The sequence below is a fragment of the Methylomagnum ishizawai genome, from assembly GCF_900155475.1.
Lineage (GTDB): Bacteria > Pseudomonadota > Gammaproteobacteria > Methylococcales > Methylococcaceae > Methylomagnum > Methylomagnum ishizawai_A.
On sequence record NZ_FXAM01000001.1, the window covers coordinates 812324 to 834987 of the forward strand.

General features: G+C 62.7%; 23 protein-coding genes, 1 tRNA gene and 1 pseudogene. 13 read left to right on the top strand and 12 right to left on the bottom strand.

The window, feature by feature from the left end; translation table 11 throughout:
• Nucleotides 1–13 precede the first annotated feature (13 nt).
• The 4 genes from B9N93_RS03670 to B9N93_RS03685 all read right to left on the bottom strand — a co-directional run bounded on the left by B9N93_RS03670 (nucleotide 14) and on the right by B9N93_RS03685 (nucleotide 3421).
• Nucleotides 14–682, bottom strand: coding sequence for a Crp/Fnr family transcriptional regulator (locus B9N93_RS03670; RefSeq protein WP_217807261.1), 669 nt, complete (start codon nucleotides 680–682; stop codon nucleotides 14–16).
• Nucleotides 683–866: 184 nt separating this feature from the next.
• On the bottom strand, nucleotides 867–1133 hold the full coding sequence (locus B9N93_RS03675) for a hypothetical protein (RefSeq protein ID WP_125468826.1): 267 nt from the start codon (nucleotides 1131–1133) through the stop codon (nucleotides 867–869).
• Nucleotides 1134–1470: 337 nt separating this feature from the next.
• Nucleotides 1471–2946 carry a lipopolysaccharide biosynthesis protein gene (locus tag B9N93_RS03680; RefSeq protein WP_085210995.1) on the bottom strand — a complete coding sequence of 492 codons (1476 nt, stop codon included), beginning with the start codon at nucleotides 2944–2946 and terminating at the stop codon, nucleotides 1471–1473.
• 37 nt (nucleotides 2947–2983) lie between these two features.
• Nucleotides 2984–3421 carry a hypothetical protein gene (locus B9N93_RS03685; RefSeq protein WP_085210997.1) on the bottom strand — a complete coding sequence of 146 codons (438 nt, stop codon included), beginning with the start codon at nucleotides 3419–3421 and terminating at the stop codon, nucleotides 2984–2986.
• Nucleotides 3422–3597: 176 nt separating this feature from the next.
• Here B9N93_RS03685 and B9N93_RS03690 point away from each other — a divergent pair.
• Nucleotides 3598–3673: transfer RNA gene (locus B9N93_RS03690), tRNA-Thr, on the top strand.
• A gap of 127 nt (nucleotides 3674–3800) precedes the next feature.
• Nucleotides 3801–4289 (top strand): DUF4124 domain-containing protein, encoded by a 489-nt coding sequence (locus B9N93_RS03695; protein WP_085210999.1) that lies wholly within the window; start codon nucleotides 3801–3803, stop codon nucleotides 4287–4289.
• Between the two features lie 329 nt (nucleotides 4290–4618).
• On the opposite strand, the gene B9N93_RS03700 is transcribed toward B9N93_RS03695, so the two are convergent.
• The 3 genes from B9N93_RS03700 to B9N93_RS03710 all read right to left on the bottom strand — a co-directional run bounded on the left by B9N93_RS03700 (nucleotide 4619) and on the right by B9N93_RS03710 (nucleotide 6865).
• Nucleotides 4619–5173: an NUDIX hydrolase gene (locus tag B9N93_RS03700; protein ID WP_085211001.1), complete on the bottom strand. Its 555-nt coding sequence runs from the start codon at nucleotides 5171–5173 to the stop codon at nucleotides 4619–4621.
• Between the two features lie 60 nt (nucleotides 5174–5233).
• Complete coding sequence (locus B9N93_RS03705) at nucleotides 5234–5671, bottom strand: Rsd/AlgQ family anti-sigma factor (protein ID WP_085216157.1); 438 nt, start codon at nucleotides 5669–5671, stop codon at nucleotides 5234–5236.
• A 240-nt stretch (nucleotides 5672–5911) separates the two neighbouring features.
• Nucleotides 5912–6865, bottom strand: a complete 954-nt coding sequence (locus tag B9N93_RS03710) for a serine/threonine protein kinase (protein WP_085211003.1) — start codon at nucleotides 6863–6865, stop codon at nucleotides 5912–5914.
• Between the two features lie 65 nt (nucleotides 6866–6930).
• Between B9N93_RS03710 and B9N93_RS03715 the strand changes: the two genes are divergently transcribed.
• The 3 genes from B9N93_RS03715 (at nucleotide 6931) to B9N93_RS03725 (ending at nucleotide 10171) form a co-directional block, all read left to right on the top strand.
• Nucleotides 6931–7788 carry a YicC/YloC family endoribonuclease gene (locus B9N93_RS03715; RefSeq protein WP_254899327.1) on the top strand — a complete coding sequence of 286 codons (858 nt, stop codon included), beginning with the start codon at nucleotides 6931–6933 and terminating at the stop codon, nucleotides 7786–7788.
• Between the two features lie 176 nt (nucleotides 7789–7964).
• Nucleotides 7965–9227: a tyrosine-type recombinase/integrase gene (locus B9N93_RS03720; RefSeq protein WP_085211006.1), complete on the top strand. Its 1263-nt coding sequence runs from the start codon at nucleotides 7965–7967 to the stop codon at nucleotides 9225–9227.
• Between the two features lie 575 nt (nucleotides 9228–9802).
• Entirely contained in the window at nucleotides 9803–10171 is a 369-nt protein-coding gene (locus B9N93_RS03725) for a hypothetical protein (RefSeq protein WP_125468827.1), read from the top strand.
• Between the two features lie 322 nt (nucleotides 10172–10493).
• Here B9N93_RS03725 and B9N93_RS25295 read toward each other — a convergent pair whose 3' ends face one another.
• Together B9N93_RS25295 and B9N93_RS03735 are read right to left on the bottom strand one after the other, a co-directional pair.
• The gene (locus B9N93_RS25295) at nucleotides 10494–11042 is read right to left on the bottom strand and encodes a transposase (protein WP_254899457.1); all 549 of its coding nucleotides are present in this window, start codon (nucleotides 11040–11042) and stop codon (nucleotides 10494–10496) included.
• Nucleotides 11043–11059: 17 nt separating this feature from the next.
• A complete protein-coding gene (locus B9N93_RS03735; RefSeq protein WP_085211012.1) occupies nucleotides 11060–11608 on the bottom strand; it encodes a winged helix-turn-helix domain-containing protein in 549 nt (182 codons plus the stop codon).
• 80 nt (nucleotides 11609–11688) lie between these two features.
• Here B9N93_RS03735 and B9N93_RS25925 point away from each other — a divergent pair, with 80 nt between their 5' ends.
• The 6 genes and pseudogenes from B9N93_RS25925 to B9N93_RS03760 all read left to right on the top strand — a co-directional run bounded on the left by B9N93_RS25925 (nucleotide 11689) and on the right by B9N93_RS03760 (nucleotide 18485).
• A complete protein-coding gene (locus B9N93_RS25925; protein WP_217807262.1) occupies nucleotides 11689–11874 on the top strand; it encodes a hypothetical protein in 186 nt (61 codons plus the stop codon).
• A gap of 105 nt (nucleotides 11875–11979) precedes the next feature.
• Nucleotides 11980–12216: pseudogene (locus tag B9N93_RS26800) on the top strand (type IIL restriction-modification enzyme MmeI); the annotation flags it as partial.
• Between the two features lie 75 nt (nucleotides 12217–12291).
• Complete coding sequence (locus tag B9N93_RS25930) at nucleotides 12292–12582, top strand: type IIL restriction-modification enzyme MmeI (protein WP_217807263.1); 291 nt, start codon at nucleotides 12292–12294, stop codon at nucleotides 12580–12582.
• A gap of 1396 nt (nucleotides 12583–13978) precedes the next feature.
• Entirely contained in the window at nucleotides 13979–15868 is a 1890-nt protein-coding gene (locus B9N93_RS03750; RefSeq protein ID WP_085211016.1) for a HAMP domain-containing methyl-accepting chemotaxis protein, read from the top strand.
• A 101-nt stretch (nucleotides 15869–15969) separates the two neighbouring features.
• Nucleotides 15970–16743 (top strand): DUF3313 family protein, encoded by a 774-nt coding sequence (locus B9N93_RS03755; protein ID WP_085211018.1) that lies wholly within the window; start codon nucleotides 15970–15972, stop codon nucleotides 16741–16743.
• Between the two features lie 98 nt (nucleotides 16744–16841).
• Nucleotides 16842–18485 carry an ABC transporter ATP-binding protein gene (locus B9N93_RS03760; RefSeq protein ID WP_085216158.1) on the top strand — a complete coding sequence of 548 codons (1644 nt, stop codon included), beginning with the start codon at nucleotides 16842–16844 and terminating at the stop codon, nucleotides 18483–18485.
• A 12-nt stretch (nucleotides 18486–18497) separates the two neighbouring features.
• Here B9N93_RS03760 and B9N93_RS03765 read toward each other — a convergent pair whose 3' ends face one another.
• Nucleotides 18498–18983 (bottom strand): HEAT repeat domain-containing protein, encoded by a 486-nt coding sequence (locus B9N93_RS03765; RefSeq protein WP_176225109.1) that lies wholly within the window; start codon nucleotides 18981–18983, stop codon nucleotides 18498–18500.
• Between the two features lie 369 nt (nucleotides 18984–19352).
• Between B9N93_RS03765 and B9N93_RS03770 the strand changes: the two genes are divergently transcribed.
• Together B9N93_RS03770 and B9N93_RS03775 are read left to right on the top strand one after the other, a co-directional pair.
• Nucleotides 19353–20180, top strand: coding sequence for a GlcG/HbpS family heme-binding protein (locus B9N93_RS03770; RefSeq protein ID WP_085211022.1), 828 nt, complete (start codon nucleotides 19353–19355; stop codon nucleotides 20178–20180).
• Between the two features lie 76 nt (nucleotides 20181–20256).
• Nucleotides 20257–20862, top strand: coding sequence for a hypothetical protein (locus B9N93_RS03775; protein ID WP_085211024.1), 606 nt, complete (start codon nucleotides 20257–20259; stop codon nucleotides 20860–20862).
• Nucleotides 20863–20877: 15 nt separating this feature from the next.
• Here the strand turns inward: B9N93_RS03775 and B9N93_RS03780 are convergent, their stop codons facing one another.
• Nucleotides 20878–21558: a HEAT repeat domain-containing protein gene (locus B9N93_RS03780; protein ID WP_085211026.1), complete on the bottom strand. Its 681-nt coding sequence runs from the start codon at nucleotides 21556–21558 to the stop codon at nucleotides 20878–20880.
• Nucleotides 21559–21654: 96 nt separating this feature from the next.
• The gene (locus B9N93_RS03785; RefSeq protein ID WP_085211028.1) at nucleotides 21655–22638 is read right to left on the bottom strand and encodes an ABC transporter substrate-binding protein; all 984 of its coding nucleotides are present in this window, start codon (nucleotides 22636–22638) and stop codon (nucleotides 21655–21657) included.
• Nucleotides 22639–22664: the final 26 nt, after the last annotated feature.

A 22664-nucleotide genomic window follows, 5' to 3' on the forward strand; every position in this document is an offset into this window, starting at 1 on the left:
ACCGGCGCGGCGCTCACCAGGAGGTCGGCAGTTTGCGGACGATGCGCAGCACCTTGCCCTCGGTCTCGATATAGCCGCCCCGGCCCAAATCCTTCATGATCCGGCTGACCATCTCGCGGGAACAGCCCACCACGTTCGCCAAATCCTGGTGGCTGGGCTTGCCCCGGATCATCCAACCGCCTTCGCATTCCACCGCCATATTCTGCAAGGTCTTTACCAAGCGCCCGTAGACATCGGACAAGGCCAACCCGCGCACGCTCTCGGTCAGGGTGCGGATGCGCTTGGTCAGGTTGTGGATGATCGAGCCCGCCGCGTCGGGGTGGTCCTTCAGCCAGTTCTGGAAGGCGGTGCGCGGGATCAGGAAGCAGGAGGTGGGTTCTAGGGTGATGACCGAGGCCGAGCGCGGCTCGCCGTCGAGCAGGGACAGTTCGCCGAACACCGACCCGGCCTCCTGGGTCGAGAGTGTCACGGTGCGGCCCGATTCGTTGCTGAGATAGGCCTGTATCTTCCCGCTCAGCACGATGAACAGGGCACCGGCCTCGTCGCCCTCGTTGATGACCACGGCGTTTTTCGGGTAGGTCTTCTTGAGCGCGGATCCGGCCAGCCGTTCCAGCGCTTCGTCGGACACTTCCATGAAATAAGGGATGGTTTTCAATCCCGCCAGTGCTGGATTCGGCGCCATGGGCTAGAGCTCGCTGCGAATAGGGTGAAATCCTTCGCATTGTCCGGTTTAGGACGGCACTAGGCAAGGTAGGCGTTCAGTGCTGTGATGGGGTTCACGCCGGTCCCCCGGTTTGGGCGGGGGCGGCGGGGAGGAGGGGACGGGTAGGGGAGTCTTGTCCAAGGACCTGTGGGGGGCGCGGGGATTAGCGGTCCAAGCCCCGGATTTCGCGACGCAAGGTGGCGACTTCGGTTTCCAGGGTTCTGACCCGCTCGCGCAGCCTTTCTAGTTCGCGTTGGGAATCGACCCACTCCAAATCCTCCCGCTCCGGCACGCCGTCGGAATTGGTGGCGTTGACGATGGTCGGTGCGGGCCAAGCGCTCGGCGCCCTGCTTCCATGGGCATTCTCGTCATGCCGCAAAATCAACAGGCTCGCCACCGCGAGTATCAAGCCGCCCCATAATATTTTCATGCCGTTATCGCTGCTGCTATTTTCATGGTGTGACATATGCCAAAGACCTAGCTTCATCTTGATTTTGATTGTCTTTCCGCCGCGGCTTAGGGTTTGGGTCGAACCCATCGCGCCTCTTTTCCTGCGTGTTTCAGGATACAACGCGGACGCGGTATTCATAGTGAAGATTACCGCTGAAGTTGTGAACTATTCACATTCTTGGATTTCCCGCTTGACAAATACGCCCTGAGGGGGTGCCGATCCGGGGCAATCCGGTGGGGATCGGCGCTGGACGTGGACGGGGGATGGATCATGGGGGAGGTGGGGCTGCCCATTGGGGCAATGGGCGCGGAAGCCGTCAGAGCGCCCGTAGTCGCGAGGGCCGGAAATCCGCCACGAGGCTCACGGCCAGATAAAGCCCGAGCAGGGCGCTGCCGACGCCCCAGGGATTCCAACCGCAGTTCTGCACGAACTCGCGGTCCACCCCGTAGAGCGCCAGGCCGAACAGCAGATAGGCACCGATCCGCGCCAAGGGGTAGGGCACCGGGTAATAACGCCGCCCCAGCAGATAGGACACCAGGGCCATCCCGCCATACGAGGCCAGATGCGCCCAGGCCGAACCCCGGTAGCCCAGGGTCGGAATCCACCAGATATTGAGCCCGACCGTCAGCACCGCTGCCCCCAGCGACACCCACGCCCCCATCAGGGTGCGGTCGGTCAGTTTGTACCAGACCGAGAGGTTGACGTAGACGCCCAGGAATAAGTTCGCCATGAGCAGGATGGGCACCACGTCCAAACCCTCGCGGTATTCGGGGCCGATGAACAGCTTGAAGGCGTCCAGGTACAACGTCACCAGCAGGAAGATGAACACGCAGAGGATCACGAAATATTTCAGCACCAAGGCATAGGCTTTCTTGGCGTCGGCCCGGCCCGCATAGGCGAAGAAGAACGGCTCCCCGGCGTAGCGGAAGGCCTGCACGAACAAGGTCATCAGGATCGACAGCTTGTAGCACGCGCCATAGACGCCGAGGATGCGGAGGTTCTCGTCCGGGCCGTAGGGCAGCATGTATTTGAGGATGGCTCGGTCCAGCATCTCGTTGATGACGCCCGCGAAGCCGATGACCACCATGGGCAGCGAATAGGCCAGCAAGGGCCGGATCACCGGCAAGCCCGCCCGCCAGTCGCAGCCGCGCAGTTGTGGCAGCAACAACAGCATCTTGAACACGCTGGCGATGAGGTTGGCGAGGAAGATATAGCCCACGCCCAGGGCGGGATCATAGGCTGCGGCCAGCGGCGAATCCGGCCAGGCACCGGCCAGCCAGGGCCAGCCCAGTAGGAACCACAGGTTCAGGCCGATGGCGGCGGCGATTTCGGTCAACTTCACGCCCGCGAAGCGCCAAGCCCGTTCCTCCGCCCGCAGCCGGGCGAAGGGCAGGGCCGAGAGCGCGTCCAGGGCCAGGATCAGGGCGAACCACACCAGATATTCGGCGTGGTCGGGATAGCGCAAGGCCTCCGCCAAGGGTTGCCGGAACGCCACCACAACGGCCACGAACATCAGGTTCGCCAGCCACAGAACGCCCAAGGCCGCCGGATAAGCCCCGGCGGCCTGGGCGCCTTCCCGGTTGCGGAAGCGGAAGTAGCCGGTTTCCAGCCCGAAGGTCAGCAGCACCGCGAAAAAGCCGGCGTAGGCATAGAACTCCGATACCACGCCATAGGCTTCCGCCTTGAAGGTGTAGGTGTAGAGCGGCACCAGCAGATAGTTGAGGAAGCGGCCCACGATGCTGCTCAGCCCGTAGACGGCGGTTTGGGTGGCGAGTTTCTTGAGCGGATTCAAGGTGGCAAAGGGTGGGAAAGGGGTTCGTCGCGGGGCTTCAGACCAGTCCCAGCACCAAGCCCAGGGTCAACAGCCCGAGCATGATCAGGAGCGCCTTGAGCGTGAAATCGGCGACCTGGCGGAACAAGCGGTCGCGGACCTCGATGAAGCGGGCCAGGGGTTCGGCCTGGGCGGACGGCACCTGGGCCGAGGCTTCCAATTCCAGTTCGATCTGGCGGTGGGCGCGGAGTTGTTCGTGGACCTGGCCGCAGCGGAAGGCGAAATCGGCGATCCGGGCGTCGTCCGGGTCGGGTTCGGCTTGGAGGGAGGCGTGGGTCGCCACCAGTCCGGTCAGGGCTTGCGCGAGTTCGTCGGGAAGATCGGGGCCGATGGCTTGCGCCTTGGCGGCGAAATCCGGCGGGTCGGCGCGGTATTCGGTGGCGATGAGGGCGTCGAGCCGGGCGAGGCTGGCGGCGAGGATCGAGTCTTTGTTCATGGGTTTTAGCGCGGGTTCCAGGGGCGGGAAAAGCGGCAGAGTATGCCAGATGGCGGAAAGCCAGTCCGCGGCGAACCGCCGGTTCGCGCCGGAGGTCGGGCCATGCTTTTTCCGTGCCGCGACTTCGGCTACACTTAGTACTCCCAGCCGGTCGTACCGGCTCCCCTTTCGGAAAAGCTGGCGTAGCTCAGTCGGTAGAGCGGCTGATTTGTAATCAGCGGGTCGCGAGTTCGAATCTTGTCGCCAGCTCCATAAAATCAAAGGCTTGCGCGGTTTTACCGGCAAGCCTTTTTTGCGCGGTGGGAGCGGGGCCGAATCCCGCTCACCGGCATCCATCCCGAAGGCGGGTGGAAATCTTCCAGCATCAGCACGAGGCTCTATGAAAAAACTCATGCTCCTCGCCGCCCTATGGGCCGCTTCTGCGGAGGCCGAAACCTACCGCTGTAACGTCGATGGCAAGACGGTCTATTCCCAAACCCAATGTTCTCACGGGGCGGAGCGGGTGCGGATGGCCCCGGCACCCACCGATTCCCTCGACAATCCGGAGGCGGCGGAACGTCACCGGTTAAAACTCGAACAGGAACAGGCCCGCCAGGAAGCCGAACGCCAGGAACTCGAGCGGCAGGCGGAAGCGGCCCGCCAACGGACTTTGGAAGAGGAGCGCCTCCGCCATGACCGGGCCATGGAGTCCAATTTGGAGGTGGTCAAGTCCAAGCTGGACCGCATCGAAACCGACACCAAACAGTTGCGCCGGGAACAGGCCGAACAGGGTTCCGCGCTGGACCAGGCTCGCTCCGAGCAGGCGCGGTCGAAAGCCTTGGGGACGACCTGCCGACCCAATGGCGGCGGCACGTTGTATTGCGACTGACGGGAAGGGGAGTGCCCGCCGTGGTCGTCCAGCGCCCTGGCGGTGGTCCGCTCCCCGGCCTTGCTGAGCAGGCCCTTCAGCTTGGTGGAAGCCCGCTCAATGGGGTTGAGGTCCGGCCCCCCTTTCCGCGCAGTGTTCCACCATCCTAATCGCTGTTGAGCGAACCAATGGCGGCCTCTAGGAGCCTGTCGGACTTTCCGATAAAAAGATTGAATTGACCATTTTGTGGTCAATTTTGGCGCTTCTACATGAATTTTCGATCATTCGAATTCGATGAGTCGCCAAGTATTCGTGTACAAGCGCTTCACGCTTGGAAGTCCGACAGACTTCTAGGGCTTCCGCATCCGCCGCGAATCCGGCCCAATATCCTCCATCCTGAATTCGAACCCTCCCTTCCGCCGGTCCTCGAAGAAGAACCGCAAGGCCCGGTGGACCGTCTCGAACGAGATTTCGTCCCAGGGAATCTCCTCTTCCCGGAACAAGCGCACTTCCAGGCTTTCCTCCCCGGCGGCGTAGCGCTCTTCCACCATGTTCGCCCGGAAAAAGGCGTAGACCTGCGAGATATGCGGCAGGCTGAACAGGGTATACAAAGGCTCCAATTCAACCTCGACCGTGGCTTCCTCCCAAGCCTCGCGGCGGGCGGCTTCGGCCAGGGTTTCGCCCAATTCCATGAAACCGGCGGGCAGGGTCCAGAATCCCAGGCGCGGTTCGATGGCCCGCTTGCACAGCAACACCCGGTCGCCAAATACCGGGATGCAACCGGCGATCATCTTGGGATTCTGGTAATGGATGCTGCCGCAAACGCCGCAGATATGCCGGAGGCGGTCGTCGCCCTGGGGAATGCTTTGATGCAGCGGACCGCCGCAGTGCGTGCAAAATTTCATGGGGGATGCCGTGTGAGGTCGGGCGGTCCCGGCGTATGCGGAACCGCCTGGGGGCCGGGGTTACGAGGTCATGGCCGCGAGCAATTGGTCTTCCAGGTCGTTGCGCAATACCAGTTCCTCGCCGAGCTTGGACAGGTCTTCCGCCAGATGTTCGCGCAGGGCATCGCCGCTGAGTTTTTCGTATTTGTCGTTGAAATCCACGGCGGTGCCGGTGGCTTGGATGATGCGGGGATAGATTTTCTCCGCCACCCGGAGGATTCTGCCCCGCCGTTCGCTGCCGTCGGTCAGGCGTTGATAAATCCCGAAATGGCCCAGCGAGATGTAATCGACCAGGAGGCCGCAGAACTCCTGGATTTTGATATCCAGCGGTTCCCCGGAGGCGAAAGGTTGCATCCCGCTGAGGGCGCAATATTGCGACCAGAGTTGCTGGCGTTCTTCCAATAATTCCTGGATCAACTGGCCGGTGTTGTGCCGACGCTCTTGGAGGGTCTGGTTCATCGTCGTACCTTGCTGGGTCTTGAGCCCCCTCGGCGCGGGGCTGTGGAGATTCGCCGCCGGATCGGGCCGGACTTGTTGTTGGGATTGGGGGTTGGCGGGGCGGGGGGAACCCGGCAACGGCAGATATTATGCCATCTTCCGGGCGGGTGGAGAGGCGGTGCCGGACGGGGCGGATGGCCTGCCGGGCGGGGGTGCCCGGAGGGCGCCCCGGCCAAGCCGCCGGGGCGGGGCCGGTCCGGGTTATTCGGTCGGCGGTTCCTGGCCGGGTGGGGCCGGGGTCAGCGACATGAGGAATTCGGCCACCGATTGCGGGCGCTGTTCCGGGTGGATTTCCATGGCCCAATCGATGGCTTCCAGCCAGATCGGGGAATAGCGCCGCCGGTACGCCTTCGCCGCCGGGACCAGGATGTCGCGCTCGGCCCGCTCGGGGGCGGAGGGCGGGAACGTCCCGTCCAGGCACATCCGCATGGTGGCCCCGAGCGCATACAGATCGCTCCAAGGGCCGAGCATCCCGTCCTGGTCGTATTGCTCGATGGGCGAGAAGCCATTGCTCAACACCTTGCCGATGCGGCTGCGCTCTTCGTAGGGGTAGGGCTGGCAAGCGCCGAAATCCAGCAGCAAGGGATCGCCGCCGGAACGGATCAGGATGTTGTGGGGCTTGATATCCAGGTGGAGGAGACCGTTGTTGTGGATGGTGCGCACCCCGTCCAACAGCGGCAGGAATACCATGGTCAGGAATTGCTCGCTCACCCCGCCTTTTTTTTCCTTCAGCAGATAATCGCCCAAGACCTTGCCGTACTCGAAGGTCATCACCAGATAGACGGTGGCATTGGCGCGGAAGAAGTTCAGCACCTCGACGATGTTGCGGTGCTTGAGCCGGGTCAGCACCTTGGCCTCTTCCAGGAACAACTGGCGGCCGCGGATGAAGGCGCGGCGGGCGTCCTCGGTGACGGGGACGACTTCGAGCTGGCCGTTGCGGTGGGCGAGGCGGCGCGGCAGGTATTCCTTGATGGCGACCTGGGTTTGGTCCTCGGACTGGCGGGCCAGGTAGACCGAGCTGAAACCGCCGCCGGCCAAGGGGCGTTCGATGATGTACTGGTCGATCAGTGTGCCGGGTTCCAGGAAATAGGACGCCGCCCGTGGTTCCGTTGGCTCCGGTTTCCCTTCTGTCGTGCCGAACAATGGTTTTCTCATGGGCGGATTTCGGCTTACCATCAATGCTTTCAATCCGCGAAGTATAAACAACAATGACACACAGCATGACGGCTTTTGCCGGGGCCGAACGCGAGGTCCAGGGTTGGCGCTTTGCCTGGGAACTGCGCTCGGTCAACCACCGCTATCTCGATGTCGCCCTTAGGCTGCCGGACGCCTTGCGTTTTCTGGAGCCCGAGGCCCGCAACCGCATCGCCGGGCGGATCAAGCGGGGCCGGGTCGATGCCACCCTGTCCTGGAAGAAGACCGAACAGGGCGAGGCGGCGATCCACGTCAACCGCGCCCTGGTGGCGCAATTGCTGGCGGCGGCCCGCGAGGTGGAGGCATTGGGCGGTGCCGCCTTGGCCGGCTTCAACGCCTTCGAGGTGCTGAAATGGCCTGGCGCCCTGCATGAACCCGAGGCCGACCGCGAGGCGCTGGCGGCGGCGGTGTTGGACCTCCTGGCCGAAGCCTTGGACAAGATGGTGGCGGGGCGCGGGGCCGAGGGCCGTTTGCTGGCCGGGTTCATCGAGGAGCGCTGCTTGAAGATGAAGGAGCAGGTCGGCGCGGCGCGGGTGCGCTTGCCGGAGGTGTTGCAGGCTATGCGGCAGAAGGTGGTGGCGCGGCTACAGGAGGTCGCCGCCAATCCCGACGCCGACCGGCTGGAACAGGAATTGGTGTATCTGGCGCAGAAGCTGGACGTGGCCGAGGAACTGGATCGGCTGGGGGCGCATATCGACGAGGTGCTGCGGACTTTGAAGCAGAAGGAGCCGGTCGGGCGGCGGCTGGATTTCCTGCTGCAAGAACTCAACCGCGAGGCCAATACCCTGGGCTCGAAATCGGCGGATGCCGAAACCACCCGCGCCTCGGTGGAGATGAAGGTGTTGATCGAGCAGATGCGGGAACAGATACAAAACATTGAATAGCCTTCCACCCCATTTCATGCCATTCCACTTTTCCCCCGGAAGCCGCTAACCACGCGGCTTTCTTCATGCCATACTGTTTCAGGACATTTCACCGCATTCCGCTTTGAGCGTGTACCCAACCGTGTACCCAAGCGGATTGGGTACATATTTTTTGGGTACACACCCAAGGGGGCGCTATGGGCAAGCTGACCGACGTGGAAATCCGTAATTGGATCAAGGCCGGGGAACGGTTCGATATGCGGAGCATCGGCGATGGGCTTTATCTCCGGTATCGCGAAGCGGACGCCGTTCCCCTCTGGCGGTTCCGCTACCGCATCGGCGGGAAGCAACGGGTGATGAACCTGGGAGGCTATGGCGACCTATCCCTAGCCGATGCCAGGAAGACCGCCAAGGAACTCAGGGCGCGTGTCGCCTTGGGCCATGACGTGGCCGCAGAGAAGCAGGAACGCAAGGCGGAAGCCGTCGCCAAGATGGAAGCCGGGAAGAACGCTTTGACCGTGGCGAAGCTATCCGATGAATACTTTGAACGCATGATCCTGGGGCGCTGGAAACATCCCAACATCGTGCGGAGCCGGATCGAGAAGGACATCAAGCCGAGCATCGGCAAGTTGAAGGTCGAGGATGTGAAGCCCTCCCACATAGACGCGATGCTCCAAACCATCGTCAAGCGCGGCGCTCCCACCATCGCGAACGATGTACTGCGGTGGGCGCGGCGCATATTCGATTACGGCATCAAGCGCCACATGCTGCAATACAATCCGGCGTCTGCGTTCGACCTGTCCGATGCGGGCGGCAGGGAGGAAGCGCGGGAACGGGCGCTGTCCGGGGATGAACTGGTGTTGTTGTTCCAGGCCATGCGCGACGCCAAGGGTTTCAGCTATGAAAACCTGCTGGCCGTGAAGCTGTTGCTGCTGCTGGCTGTGCGGAAGGGCGAACTGGTCGGGGCGCGGTGGGCCGAATTCAACCTTGACCAAGCCGTCTGGTGTCTGCCAGCCGAGCGCACGAAAACCGAAGCGGCCATCGATATTCCCTTGCCGGTCCCGGCTGTGGACGCCTTGCGCGAGTTGCACCGGCTGGCGTGCGGTTCCGAGTGGGTATTTCCGGCGCGGAAGGTCCAACACCGGATGATTCCGCATATCCACGAAAATACCTTGAACGTCGCGCTTTCCAAGGTGAAGCCGCTTATGCCCGGCGTGGAACCCTTCTGCGTCCATGATTTCCGGCGCACGGCCCGTACCCACTTGGCGGCGCTTGGCGTCGATCCGCATATCGCCGAACGGTGCTTGAACCACAAAATCAAGGGTGTTGAGGGCATCTATAACCGGCACGATTATTTCGAGGAACGCCGGAAAGCCTTGGAGCTTTGGGCGAAGTATCTCGAATCGTGCGAGAAGGGGGAGGGCTGGAATGTGGTGCCATTCCGGCGCTCAATGGGGTGAAAACCGATTCCACGGTTCTACCCTCATTCCAATCAGAACCGGAAACCCTTGATTGGCGCGGGTTCCGGCGGGTGGGCGTTTTTAGATGCCCCCAAAAATGCCCCCCGTTTTGGATTTCAGCCTATTCCATGCCGTATCATCCCCGCTCATTTTCCCCGAATTGCCGCGCCTAGCCTTTGGCCGGGCGAAAACCGGGCACCCTTCACCCGGCGGGCGCGGCTCCTGAACCTTGGGTGGCTGGCCCGAAAAGGGTGGTCGTGGGCGATGCCCTGGCCGGAACCAAGGCGGGTGGCTGGGTGGCTGGCCCGGACAGCGGGGATAGCCGCCCCCCCACCCCCCCCGCGCACCCCGCACCCCCCATTCACCCGGCCCACGCCGAGAATCTTGAATTTTTTTCAAGCCCGGCCCGGCTGTCGCGCCGGAGGGTTGGTTTCCGGGGTTTGCCCTCCTGGTGCCAGGACCGGCCCCGTACCCAAGGACCAAGCCCGGCGGTCTCCCCCTCCTGGAGCTTGGGGCGGGTTTCCCTCCATCCCATGCCACGCCGTGCCATGGCGTATCATTGCCGCCCAGTCCGAATGGCCGCGCCCAGCCTTTGGCCGGGCAAACCACGGGATACCCTTCACCCGTTGGGCGCGGCCCCCATCTCGAAGGGCAAGCCCGAAGGGGGCCATGTGGAAATCAAAGATAAAACCGCCCAATATTGGTCCGCCCCCAGGCACAACGATTTCGATGAACGGCTTGCCGTATTTTTGATATGCGATTTTGAGCCGGGAGAAAGATTGGATGGCGGCGAGAAAATCATATTTGAAAGAGAGCGGGACCAATTAAAAAGGACGGTTTACCCTGCCTTTAGCGATGCGATTGACTTTCATGTCAAATCCGAAGGATATAGGTATAAAGCGCAAGAGTTAAGTTATTCCAGAAAGCAGATTGAAGAGTATTGAGAAAAAAGAGGGATTAGACCGAAATTTTTATTATCAAGCACAAGAATAGAGAAATTAAATCCAATTCAATCACCGCTCAAAGGAAGGAAAAAAATCGAAACAAATTTTGAAGAGCTTACTTGCCTAAATATAATTGGCGCAATGCTTGAAATTATAAAGGGAGAAATGCCAAAGCCAGGTGCCAAAGAAAGCAGTGCCTTTAAAAGTGAAGCCGAGCTTATAAGATTTATCGAAGACAAATATAAAGGCATACACGGGCTATCCAAGGCATCACTTGAAAGGGTTTTTGCCATGGCAAAAAAGAGCTTACTCCCTTCCCGGCCTAAGACCACCCACTTTTTGGCAGGCGGTAGATATGCCTGAGGATGTTTTTGATCTGCTGGGGCGTTTGCGGAGGGGCCTGGGCCAAGTGCCGACGGACACGCTCGGCCCGCTGCTGGACGGTCATGGCGTGGGGCAGGTGGTAGAGGGAGTTCTTCCTGACGAGGTGGATGAGGTATTTGGCCGGGTTGAACTTGGGGGAGTAGGCCGGGGTGTGGAGGAAGTCCACGGCGATGCCCTGGGCCAGGGCGATTTCCGCCAGCAGGTCTGCCAGCGCGGCCTTCATGGAGTCGTTGTGGATGGAGCAGTTGTCGAGGATGAACAGGATGTGGCGGAAGCCCAGGCGGGCATATCGCAGGACGATCAGGGCGATGACGTAGACGGCGTTGCCGGTTTTGGCCTGGGGCTGGAAGTCCACGGTGGTCCGGCCACTGTTCAGGTCCAGGGCCAGGAAGCCGTTCAGTTTCTCCCGCCGCTTCTCGTTGCTCGGCGGCGCCGGGGCGGTGTTCTTCTCCGCCCAGGCATAATGGGTGCCGGTCGTGGACAGCAGGGCGAACTCGTCGAGGGCTACAAGGGCGGTGTCGGTTCCGGCCTCGGCGGTTTTTTTTCGAGATCCTTCACGAAGCTGGCCCGCTCGGCGGGCTTGGCGGGGCCGTAGTCGCGGTGGGCGCGCTGGAGGGAGAGACCCAGTTCGTCGAAGATTTCGTAAAGCCGGTTGGCGCTCAGCGACAGGCCCCATTTCTTGCTGAGCAAGTCCTGGACGTGGACCGCCGTCCATTGGTAGCTGTCGATGCCATAGTCCGCCGGCGCCTTGTGGAGCAGGATGTAGCGCAGAACCTTGCGCCGCTGCGGGTTCAGGGTTTGCGGGCGGGGCCGCCTTTGCGGGGCCAGCAGGGCGTCGAAGCCGCCATGAAGGTAGCTGTCCAGCCACTTCTCCAGCGTCTTGCGCTGGACTCCCTGGCTGCGGCAGACCTCGGCCATGCTCTCGCCGTCCCACAGGGACCTCAAGGCCAGCAGCCTACGCCGCCGGCTCTGCTGCTGGTGGCGGTAGAACAGCGCCTGCCACCGTTCGCGGTCCTGCGGGGCCAGCCGTTGGATGCGGATAGAGCGGTTCATCTTGCCTTTCCCGGTCTAGTTCCATTGCCTAGAAGCTTAGCCGTTCTTTAGGCGGGAAGGGAGTAGCCGGAGATTTTGACGTGCCAGGAGAAACAGCGCGTCAATGGCTATTAAAGCCAAACCCACATGGCACGCCAAACAGCGAGATATTGCGCCCATTACGCAACGGAAACGACATTCTAAAAATCAACAAAGACAGATGGGTAATTGACTTTGGGACATCCACCGAAGAATTAGAAGCGGCTTTTTTTGAGCTTCCTTTTTAATATCTTTTAAAACATGTCAAACCCAAAAGGGAAATAAATAGAGAAGCTATTCGAGTACAAAAATGGTGGCGACTTGGGAGGCCAAGACCGGAATTGAGAAAGTCTTTGATTGGCTTAGATCGTTATATTGCTACAGTCGAGACAGCTAAGCATAGAGTCTTTTTCTGGCTTCCCGTCATAATCGCCTCTGAACACAAGCTTATAGTGATTCCTAGGCAAGATGAAACAACCTTTGGAGTATTATCTTCCCGGTTCCACGTTATTTGGGCTATTACCTCTGGTGGAAGGCTTGGAGTAGGGAATGATCCTGTCTATAACTCAACTCGATGCTTTGAAACCTTCCCCTTCCCCGAAGGCGTCTTAACCCACGAAAACCCGGACACCGCTTTTCCCGCCATCGCCGAAGCCGCCCAGCGCTTGCACGAATTGCGGGAAAACTGGCTCAACCCGCCCGAATGGACCGAGCGCGTGCCGGAAGTGGTGCCGGGCTATCCCGACCGCATCCTCCCCAAGCCGGGCCACGCAGCCGACCTGAAAAAGCGCACCCTGACCCACCTCTACAACACCCGCCCCGCTTGGCTGGATAACGCCCATAAAGCCTTGGATCAAGCCGTGGCCGCTGCCTACGGCTGGACCGACTACACGGAGGCCATGTCCGACGCGGAAATCCTGGGGCGGCTCTTGAAACTCAACCTGGAACGGGCGTGAGGGGGCGGAACTGGACGGGCCGGTTCCGCGCTTCACCGGGGCCGGGCGTGGCTTGGGCCGTGTCTTGAAAAGTAAACCTTGCGGGACGTTCCGAAACCATGTCTTAAAACATGTCTTCTTGGGAAGTTCCCGAATCCTTTAAAACGATTCGAGACACCAGTCCGGCCTTTCGGTTCGATCCGGCCCACGGCCAGCACCAGCACCAACCCGGCCCGTTGATCCGGGGCCGGGCTTCCTGGGACAGTGCCAGGGCGCGGCCACGGCCACGGCCACGGCCTCCCGCCCCGAACTTTCCCGCCCGGCACCAGCCCGACCTTGCCCGCTCTTGATCCGGGGCCGGATTTCCTGGGACTGCACCAGGACGCGGCCTTGCTGCCGATGAATTACCCCCACCATCCCGGCCTAAATTTTCCGCACCGGGCTTTTCGCGTGTACCCATATGTGTACCCGTGGAAAAGGCACAGTAAAACAATCCATTTGTAATCAGTGATTTAAGTCGTCACTCTAGGTTCAGATACGAGTGACATTTCAGGCCATTTCACAACGTCCCGCTAATCCTCTGAAAGCCGCTAACCACGCGGCTTTTTTTATGTCTTGACGGTACGCGGGGTCGCCCAATGGCCGCGCACCACCACCGCCAAGGCTTCCGGCAAACCCGCCAATACGATGAACCGGGGTGTTCCTGGCCGAACGCCTGGAGTCTGGCGGAAAACCCATTTTTCTAGGGGAAAGGTCGATATGCCGCATGGACCGGGTTGATCTTTTGTGAAAATCTTCTATACCTCTACATTGTCCATGATAAATCCATGGCTTTTTCTGCGGATTGATCTGCCTATAGGGAAAAGGCGCAGTATTGCTTGAGCTTTATATGAGTATGTTGAATGGGTAAACAAAAGACGAAATTGGCTGCGGCGATGGCATTTTCTGCTGCTTTGGTATGAATGCTAAAAACTCGGATTAAACCCTGATAAAACCAAGATATAGTTTATCTGATCAATGGCGGGAGAATGGCGATCCCAGTCAATCGATTAATTATTTACAGGAAGTGGCGCAGCTTGTGTTTATGAATATTGCTCATGGTTTTTCTCGGTATTTTGTGGGTGGATATATCACGCCCACCAAAATCGAAGGAGTCCAGCACGGGGTGAATATGGCGAGCGGATGTTCCACGGAGATACTGACGATCATCACCGCTACCAGCGCCTCTACCGTTGAGGTATCGATGAAGGGTTTGGATTCGAACGGTGACTTGGCGAAGGATTGGGTCGCCGTGGGTGTAGGCACTAGGGTCCGGTGATTTTATGGATTTGTCTCTATAATGTTGTGAGCCTATTTGGGCCCGTCAACAACGGCGATAACTGCTGGCGAGGGATTGCCCTCTTCCGGGATTTTGAATATGACGATCTATAAGAAAATGTTGCTACTGATAAGCTTCAGCTTATTGGGGTTGATCGGGCTGGCGGTCTTGGCGAACCACCAAATCCAACAAGTGTTCGTCGCGGCCAATTATGCCAACGTCAATAGCGTGCCTTCTTTGGTCGCCGTGAATTCGGCTATTAAAACATTCGGTCAGGTGCGGGTGCGCCTGTTCCGGCATGTGCTCAACGAGGACCGGAGCAAGCAGGATCGATTGGATCAGGAGTTGAAAAGCGCCGAGAGCGATTTGGCGGCGGCCTTCACGGCGTATGAACCGTTGATCTCGAATGACGAGGATCGCCGCTTATACCAAGCTAATCTGGTGAAATGGAGCCAATATGAGGCCGGGATTGTCCCGGTACAGACTTTTTCCCAGAACATGGATAAAAAACAGGCCCGGGAAGCCCTTGACCGGTTGACCGATCCTGGTCGGGATTTGCAGAACAGCCTTGAGGCCCATGCCAAATACAATGCCGACCTGGCGGGGAAGGCCGCCGCCGACGCCGCGCAAATCCAAGCGGCCGCTGTGTGGCAAAGCTGGGGCGGGGCGTTGCTCACGGCGTTCCTGGTCGCCGGGGTCGGCTACTACATCGTTCGGACCGTGGTGCGTCAATTGGGTGGCGAGCCAGAAATGGCCGCCGCCATCGCCAACCGCATCGCCGAGGGCGATCTATCCATGCCCATTACCTTGAAGGCCGGCGATACCGACAGTTTGATGGCCGCCATGGCGCATATGTCCGCCAATATCAAGGCCCTGGTCGATGACGCGCTGAGGCTGTCCCAAGCCGGCATAGAGGGCCAACTCGCCGTCCGCACGGACGCCGCCAAGCACCGTGGCGACTACCGCAGGATCGTCGAAGGCGTGAACGCCACCCTCGACGCCGTGGTCGGGCCGATGGAACGCATCCGCGAAGTCATGGGCCGCGTGGCCGGGGGCGACCTGACCGCCAGCGTCGATGGGGATTGCCGGGGCACTTTCCTGGATTTGCAGGAGGCGATCAATGCCAGCCTGCGCAAGTTGGCGGAAACCCTATCCGAGGTCAGCAACCTGGTGGGCACTTTGTCCAGCGCATCCGAACAACTGAGCGCCACTTCCCAATCCCTGTCCCAGGCCGCTTCCGAGCAGGCCGCCAGCGTCGAGGAGACCTCTTCCTCCACCGAGCAGATGGCGGCCTCCATCAACCAGAACAAGGACAATGCCAAGATCACCGACAACATCGCCGAGAAATCCTCCCGTGAGGCGGCGGAAGGCGGCGAGGCCGTCGCCCGGACCGTTCAGGCCATGAAGCAGATCGCCGGCAAGATCGGCATCATCGACGATATCGCCTACCAGACCAACCTGCTCGCCCTGAACGCCGCCATCGAAGCGGCCCGGGCCGGCGAGCATGGCAAGGGCTTCGCGGTGGTGGCCGCCGAGGTGCGGAAACTGGCCGAGCGTTCCCAGGTCGCCGCCCAGGAGATCGGTGAACTGGCCGCGTCCAGCGTCGGTATGGCCGAGCGGGCCGGGACGCTGCTGGGCGAGATCGTGCCCTCGATCAGGAAAACCGCCGGTTTGGTGCAGGAAATCGCCGCGGCCTCCGAGGAACAGGCGTCCGGCGCCAAGCAGATATCGGAAGCCATGAACCAACTGAGCCGGACCACCCAGCAGAATGCCTCGGCTTCCGAGGAACTGTCCGCCACGGCGGAGGAGATGAGCGGGCAGGCCATGGAATTGCAGCGGACCCTGGGTTTCTTCAAAACCTCGGTGGTCGAGGACAAGGACCCTATGGTCCTGCGCCACACGGCGAGGTCGGAACCCGTCCATCCCCAGGTCCGGCTGCGGGACGGTGCGAATCGGGGATGCGGCGAGCAGGGTTTCTCCCGCTTCTGAGCCGGGACCGATGGGGATAAGGTTCGGGACGCCGCCGCGGTGTGGGGGATAGCGTAAGCTATGGGATTCATCCATCGCCGTCCCGAGAGGAATCCGCATCTATGAAGCATCCCGTCCGCCTTCCCGGCTTGTCCATCCTGTGCATCGCCCTTGCCGCTTGCGCCAGCGTGCGCGACGGGGCCAACGCGGTCAAGGCCCAGGCCGTCGCCCCCGCTCCCGACCAGGGCTTCATCTGGCAGCCGGAGCAAGCCTCCCATCGTAACGATTTGCCGTTCCAGAAGGTTTGGATCAAGCCCGGCTTCGACAAGGGCGGCTATGGCGAATTGGTGGTCGCGCCGGTCAACACCCAGTACATGATGGAGATGGATTGGCTGCACAAGGCCAGTTCGGCCAGTTGGATCGGCGATGTGAAGAAGGATATCGCCGAACTCGCCGTGTATTTCCATGACCGCTTGGTGAAGGCGTTCAAGGAAGACCCCAACCACCGTTTCATGGTCCTGGAAAATCCCGCCGACCATAAGCGCCCGGCCCTAAGGCTGGAATTGGCCCTGATCGAGATCGATCCTTCAACCCCCGTCCTGCACGCGTTGTCCTGGGCCGGGCCAATCGGCACGGGTTCGGCCATGGGTGCGGTGAACCAGCGCCGGGCGGCGTTCGAGGGTCGCCTGCGCGATTTGCAGACCGGCGAGGTGGTCGCGACCTTCGCCGACCGCGACATGGCCGATGTCGGGCCGCTGGACCTGACCCGGCTTACTTGGTATGGCCCGGCCAAGGGCATCATGGACCGCTGGGCGCGGCAATTCGTGCAGATCGCCAATAAGAAGCCCGGCGAGGCCGTCACCGATCCCGTTCCGTATACCTTGAGGCCGTTCTAAAGCATTTTCGGTTGGGTGAAGGCCGGGCCGGTCCATCGATGGGCGACCCCCGCGCCGCCCTTGTATCATGGTCCGCCATCACCACGCCCGACACCGCCATGGATACCCATACACCCGCGTCCGCCCTGCTCACCGTCACCGATCTCCACATCGGTTTCCAACAAGGCCGGGACTACGCTCCCGCCGTGGCCGGCGTCTCCTTCGGGATAGGCCGGGGCGAAAGTTTCGCCCTGGTCGGCGAATCCGGCTCGGGGAAATCGGTCACGGCCTTGTCGGTGCTGCGCTTGTTGCCGCACAACGGGCGTGTCCGGGGCGGTTCGGTGCGGCTGGGCGAAACCGATGTGTTCGCCCTGCCCGAATACGCCATGGGCGGGGTGCGTGGACGGCGCATCGGCATCGTGTTCCAAGACCCCATGAGTTCGCTCAACCCGGTCATGGCTATCGGGCGGCAACTCGGCGAAACCCTGCGCCTGCACCTGGGCTTGAAGGGCGCGGCTTTGCGCCGCCGCGCCCTGGAACTTTTGGATCAGGTCGGCCTGCCCGACCCGGCCCGCCATCTGGACGAATACCCGCACCAACTCTCCGGCGGGATGCGCCAACGGGTCATGATCGCCCTGGCCCTGGCCGGGGAACCCGAACTCCTGATCGCCGACGAACCCACCACCGCCCTGGACGTGACCCTGCAAGCGCAAATCCTGGAGTTGCTCAAGCGCCTGCGCCGGGAACGCGGCATGGCGCTCTGGCTCATCACCCACGATTTCGGCATCGTCGCCGAACTGGCCGACCGGGTGGCGGTGATGCGCTCGGGCCGGATCGTCGAGCAGGGCGGTCCCGAATTCTTCCAGCGCCAGAAGCACGACTACAGCCGCGAGCTACTGGCCGCCATGCCCCGGATCGATGCCTGTCTGGATCGGCCCGTCCGCACCGAAACCGGCCCGGCGCTGTTGGAGGTCGAGGATTTCCGGGTGCATTACCCGATCAAGCGCGGGCTGTTGCAGCGCACGGTGGACCGAGTGCGGGCGGTGGACGGGGTGTCGTTCCGTCTGGGCCAGGGCGAGACCCTGGCCCTGGTGGGCGAATCGGGTTGCGGCAAGACCACGCTGGGCAAGGGCATCCTCAATCTGATCGAAACCTCCAGCGGGCGGGTGCGGTTCGAGGGCGCGGAAATCGCGGGGCTGGCGCGGGAAGCGCGGCGCAAACGCTGCGCCGAGATGCAGATCGTGTTCCAAGACCCTTATTCGTCCATGAATCCGCGCATGGTGGTGGGCGATATCATCGAGGAAGGTTTACGCGCCCAGCGCCCCGAACTCGGGGCCGGGGAACGGCGCGAGCGCTGCGAGGAGTTGCTGCGGGCGGTGGGTTTACCGGTGGCGGCGCGGCTCCGCTATCCGCACGAGTTTTCCGGGGGCCAGCGCCAGCGCATCTGCATCGCCCGCGCTCTGGCGGTCGAACCCAAGCTCATCGTCTGCGACGAGCCGACCAGCGCCTTGGATGTCTCGGTACAGGCGCAAATCCTCAAGCTGCTCAAGCAATTGCGGGAACGGCGCGGCTTGAGCTATCTCTTCATCACCCATGATTTGGCGGTGGTGGCGGAGCTGGCCGACCGGGTGGCGGTGATGCACCGGGGCCGCATCGTCGAGCTGGGGGAAACCCGCCAGGTGCTATACGAACCGGCCCACGACTACACCCGCAAGCTATTGGCCGCCGTGCCCAAACTGCGCTTGGGCCAAGCCGCGCGGTAGCGGGTGGGGCCGTCAACGCCCGCCCCGCTCTGCCAAGGCGTCGCGCAGGATTTCCCGGATCGCTGCTGGAACGCCCGGTGCCGCCGCCCCGGCCTGGAATCCGGCCCGTAGCGCCCGGTCGCGTTTAGACCCCGTTTCGTCATGGGCGAGGAACCCGCCGAGGCTGCCCACCGCCGCCATCCCCACCGTGATATCCGGGTCTTGCAGCGCCGCGAACAGCGCGTCCAAGGTGGCTGGATTGGGTTTGCGGACATGGCCCAGGCTGCGGGCGGCGGCGGCGCGGACTTCGGCTGCGGGGTCGCCGGCCAGCGCCTGGACCAGGGCGGTTTCCGCCGCCCGGTTGGCGTAGGCGGCGAGTTGCTCGGCGGCGTCGGCACGGCGTCCTGGGTCGATATCCCCGAGCCGGGCCAGGGCCGAGTCGCGTTGCCGCCCGGTGGGGGTTTCGTCTTCCCCGGCGGGGAGCGCGGGGCGCGGCGCTATGGAGGATGGGCCGGGCATCTGGGGAGCCACGGGCCGGGGAGATACCTGGGGCGGTGGGGTATCGGCAGGGCCCTGAGGCGTTTCCGGGGGAGGGCGATTCCCGGATGGCGCGATGGTTTCATGGAAGGTAAATACTATTATGGCGAAACCGGCGATCCAGGCGGCGGCGATAATTTTGTTGCGGTAATTGGACATGACGGTGGTTTATCGTGGATTCAGAGGGATGGGGTTTGGAAGCCATGGACGCGGGGCGGCGGGGTTTTATGGGCTTGTCCAAAAAACTGGGCGGATTCCCTTGAAATCCGAATCGCCGCTTGGATAATTGCCCGGTCGATTCTACGGGGTCGACCCGCGTCTTAATGGGCTTAGAAGAATTGGAGTGGACCTATGCATAAGAAGATACTCGACGGCGTTATCGCCGCGTTATTGGCCGTTTCGGCTTCCGGGGTTTGGGCCAAGTGCAACGATGTTTCCGACACCGACCTGGAAAATGCTATCGCGGCGGCGGCTAAGGCCAAAACCGGCGGCTATGGCTTGAAAATGTGGATCACTTGGGTCGATGAAACCGGCATGGTTTGCCGGGTTGAAACCAATGGCAGGGAAGGTCCCTTCGCGGGCAACCGGGAATGGTTGGGCAGCCGGGTGATCTCGGCCCAGAAAGCCTTCACCGCCAACGCCTTCAGCTTGGACGGCTACGCCATTTCCACCGCCAACCTCTACACCCCGGTGCAGCCGGGCGGTAGCCTCTACGGCCTGCAAGCGAGCAACCCGGTCGATGCCAGCCAAGCCTATTTGGGTTCCCCCAAGCTGTACGGCACCGAGAACGACCCGTTGGTCGGCAAGCGTATCGGCGGTATCAACGTCTTCGGCGGTGGTTTGGCGCTGTACAAGGATGGCAAGAAGATCGGGGCCATCGGCGTATCCGGCGATACCTCCTGCCGCGACCACGCTTTCGCATGGCAGGTGCGCGGGGCTTTGAACGCGCATCCGGGCGCGGGCACCGTGGGTATCACCACCTTCAACTACGGCGCGGACGGCACCGTGTACAGCGCGGCCCAGGGCAACCTGCTGCCCAATGCCGCGGTGGGCGACGAACTGGTCATGGGGAGCGGTACCGGCGGGCCTAGCACCTACTGGAGCGCCTGGGCGCACCCGATGTGCCCGAACTCCTTGCCCTTCGCCAACGCGGGCAACGGCACCTTGATGGCTCCCTGATACGGGGCGGTCCGGGTTGGCCACAAGGCCGGAAGCGGGCGGTCGCGCCCGCTTTTTTAATGCCTACGCAATGCTTATGCCGAACAAATCCTTGCCTACCCTGGTTTTGGCGGGCCTGCTCGCGGCCTGCGCCACCGACCGCCGGAGCCCGCTCCCCGCCGGTCCGCCCGCGCCGCCCGACCTCGCGGCCCTGGCCGCCGGATTGGGCGCGGGCCTTGCGCCCACGCCCGGCCAAGCCGCCGAACAGCGGCGCTTGGTAGATGCCCAGGTGGCCGCGGCTTCCCATTTGCTGGACAGCCCGGAGGCCGAAGCGCAGATCGCCGGGGCGGAGCAATTGGCGGCCTATCCCACGCCGGAAGCCGAGCGGGCGCTGCTGCGGTTCCTGGACGCGCCGCGCCGGGCCGAGGCCCAGGTCGCGGCGCTGCGGGCGCTGATGGCGTTCAAGGAGCCGGAAGCGGCCACGGTCGCCCTGCTGCTGAAGGCGGTGGAATGGCGCGGGGCGGGGGTTCAGGCGGCGGCGCTGGCCAGCCTGTCGGCCTACCTCGACCATCTCGACCCCGGCTCGGCGCGGTTCCGGGAGGTGTATCGGGGGCTTGAGGGTGCGGCGCGGTCAAAGCGGGTGGAACCGGCGGTCCGGCAGGGGATCAAGGACATGCTGGCCGGGTTCCCGCCCCTGGGCTGAGGGGCGGGCCGGGACTCAGTGGGTGGCCTGTTCCGCCTGGTCTTGCAGGATATCGTGGATGGCTTCCCGGATATCCTTGGGCGTGCCCCGGTTGTCCATCTTGGCCCGGAGGCCGGCGTCGAGTTGGCGGTAGCGCTTGGAGCCTTCGTCGGTGGCGGCGAGGTAATCCTCCAGGGAAGACAGGGCGCTGGCCCGGACCTCCTCGTTTTGATCCTCCAGCGCGGCCATCAGGGCGGCGACGGTGTCGTCCGAGGGTTGTTCCACATAGCCGAGGCTTTGCGCCGCCGCATTGCGGACATCGGCCTCCGGGTCGCTATTCAGCACCTGGGCCAGGGCCAGCTCGGTTTCCTCGCTGGGATAGGCCCCCAAAATCTCGGCCCCTTCCAGGCGTTGCGCCGGATCGGGGCTACCGAGCTGGGCCAGGGCGGCGTCCATTTCCTCTTGTTCGGTCCGGTCTTCTTCCTCTTCCGCGGCGGGCGTGGCCTGGGGCGGTGGCGGGACCGGACGCGCCGTGGACGGCGGCGGGATCGGGCGCGGCGTGGGTTGCGCCATGGAGGGTTTGGGCGGGGTCGGCGCGGCTTCGGGGGTCGGGACGGGTTCCGGCATGGGCGGGAACAGCGTGTCCACGAGGTACCACGATGCGGCGGCGAAGGACAATATCACCAGGATAAGCAGGCTGATTCTTTGGAACGACATGGGCGGTCGGCGGGTGCTGGGGGAAGGTAGGGGGCGGCTCGGCGCCTGTTGCCATAGTCTAGCAATTTATGGGGCACGGCTATCGGTAGGGTTCCGCTATGGGCCGGGCGGGGTCCAGAACACGCCCGCCGGTAGCGTGCCGCCCACCGCCGGGGACGCGCCGCCCGCGACCTCGCCCAGCCGCCGGTAAATCTCCCCGGCGGCTTGGATTTCCTGGGGGCCGAAGCCCACGACCCGGCCCGCGCAATAATCCCGCCGCAGGGCGTCCTGGACCTTGGGGTCGGTTTCCTGGGTCAGCGGGACGATCTTATGCCACGCGGCGTCGGATTCGCACAGGCGGCGCTGGGCCTCCGTGGCCATTTTCAGGAAGGCGTCCAAAGGGGCGGGATGGGCCTTGGCCCAGCGTTCGTGGAAGATATAGCCCAAGGCCGGCACCGGCACCTCCACCCCCAAGCCTTTCAATAGGCTGTGCCCGTCCAGGACCCGCCGGTAGCCCTGGGCTTCCAGCTTGGCGGCCGGGTTCCAATAGTTCAGCACGGCGTCGAGCCGGCCTTGTTCCAATTGCTGGTTCAGCAGCGGCGGGGCACCGAAGGTTTTTTCGACCACCCGGTCCAGGTCCAGCCCGTCGCGTTGCCGGGCCAGGGCGCGTAGCAGCAGCCAGTTCTTATCCAGACCGCCGCCGGCGATGCCGAGCTTCTTGCCCTTGAGGTCGGCGATGCCCTGGATCGGCGAGCCGGCCGGGACCATCAGGGCGCCATGGCTGGTGGAGTAGGGCGCGAAGCTGAAATCGGCCCCTTGCCCGCGCTGCTGGGCGACCCAAATCCAATCCCCCACGATCATATCCACGCCACCGCCTTGCAGGGCGATCCTGCCCGCCTCGGCGCTGGCGAGCGGGGTGGGTTCGAGCCGGACGCCCCGGCCCTGGTCCAGTCCTTCGCTTTGGATCGTGGCAAGTTCCCAGTTCAAGGTGCCGAAGGCCAGCACGCCGATGCGGAGGGTCTCGGGCGGGGCTTCGGCCAGGGCGGGCCGGGCCAGTCCGAGCAGCAGGAGCAGGGCGGGGAGGATGCGGGGGCGGTGCATGGTCGGGGAAACCGGAAGTGGATGGA

Coding starts and splice junctions, on each gene's coding strand:
- B9N93_RS03670 (WP_217807261.1), bottom strand. CDS start 682: ATGGCGCCGAATCCAGCACTGGCGGGATTGAAAACCATCCCTTATTTC.
- B9N93_RS03675 (WP_125468826.1), bottom strand. CDS start 1,133: ATGAAAATATTATGGGGCGGCTTGATACTCGCGGTGGCGAGCCTGTTG.
- B9N93_RS03685 (WP_085210997.1), bottom strand. CDS start 3,421: ATGAACAAAGACTCGATCCTCGCCGCCAGCCTCGCCCGGCTCGACGCC.
- B9N93_RS03695 (WP_085210999.1), top strand. CDS start 3,801: ATGAAAAAACTCATGCTCCTCGCCGCCCTATGGGCCGCTTCTGCGGAG.
- B9N93_RS03700 (WP_085211001.1), bottom strand. CDS start 5,173: ATGAAATTTTGCACGCACTGCGGCGGTCCGCTGCATCAAAGCATTCCC.
- B9N93_RS03705 (WP_085216157.1), bottom strand. CDS start 5,671: ATGAACCAGACCCTCCAAGAGCGTCGGCACAACACCGGCCAGTTGATC.
- B9N93_RS03710 (WP_085211003.1), bottom strand. CDS start 6,865: ATGAGAAAACCATTGTTCGGCACGACAGAAGGGAAACCGGAGCCAACG.
- B9N93_RS03715 (WP_254899327.1), top strand. CDS start 6,931: ATGACGGCTTTTGCCGGGGCCGAACGCGAGGTCCAGGGTTGGCGCTTT.
- B9N93_RS03720 (WP_085211006.1), top strand. CDS start 7,965: ATGGGCAAGCTGACCGACGTGGAAATCCGTAATTGGATCAAGGCCGGG.
- B9N93_RS03725 (WP_125468827.1), top strand. CDS start 9,803: ATGGCCGCGCCCAGCCTTTGGCCGGGCAAACCACGGGATACCCTTCAC.
- B9N93_RS03735 (WP_085211012.1), bottom strand. CDS start 11,608: ATGAACCGCTCTATCCGCATCCAACGGCTGGCCCCGCAGGACCGCGAA.
- B9N93_RS03750 (WP_085211016.1), top strand. CDS start 13,979: ATGACGATCTATAAGAAAATGTTGCTACTGATAAGCTTCAGCTTATTG.
- B9N93_RS03755 (WP_085211018.1), top strand. CDS start 15,970: ATGAAGCATCCCGTCCGCCTTCCCGGCTTGTCCATCCTGTGCATCGCC.
- B9N93_RS03760 (WP_085216158.1), top strand. CDS start 16,842: ATGGATACCCATACACCCGCGTCCGCCCTGCTCACCGTCACCGATCTC.
- B9N93_RS03765 (WP_176225109.1), bottom strand. CDS start 18,983: ATGCCCGGCCCATCCTCCATAGCGCCGCGCCCCGCGCTCCCCGCCGGG.
- B9N93_RS03770 (WP_085211022.1), top strand. CDS start 19,353: ATGCATAAGAAGATACTCGACGGCGTTATCGCCGCGTTATTGGCCGTT.
- B9N93_RS03775 (WP_085211024.1), top strand. CDS start 20,257: ATGCCGAACAAATCCTTGCCTACCCTGGTTTTGGCGGGCCTGCTCGCG.
- B9N93_RS03780 (WP_085211026.1), bottom strand. CDS start 21,558: ATGTCGTTCCAAAGAATCAGCCTGCTTATCCTGGTGATATTGTCCTTC.
- B9N93_RS03785 (WP_085211028.1), bottom strand. CDS start 22,638: ATGCACCGCCCCCGCATCCTCCCCGCCCTGCTCCTGCTGCTCGGACTG.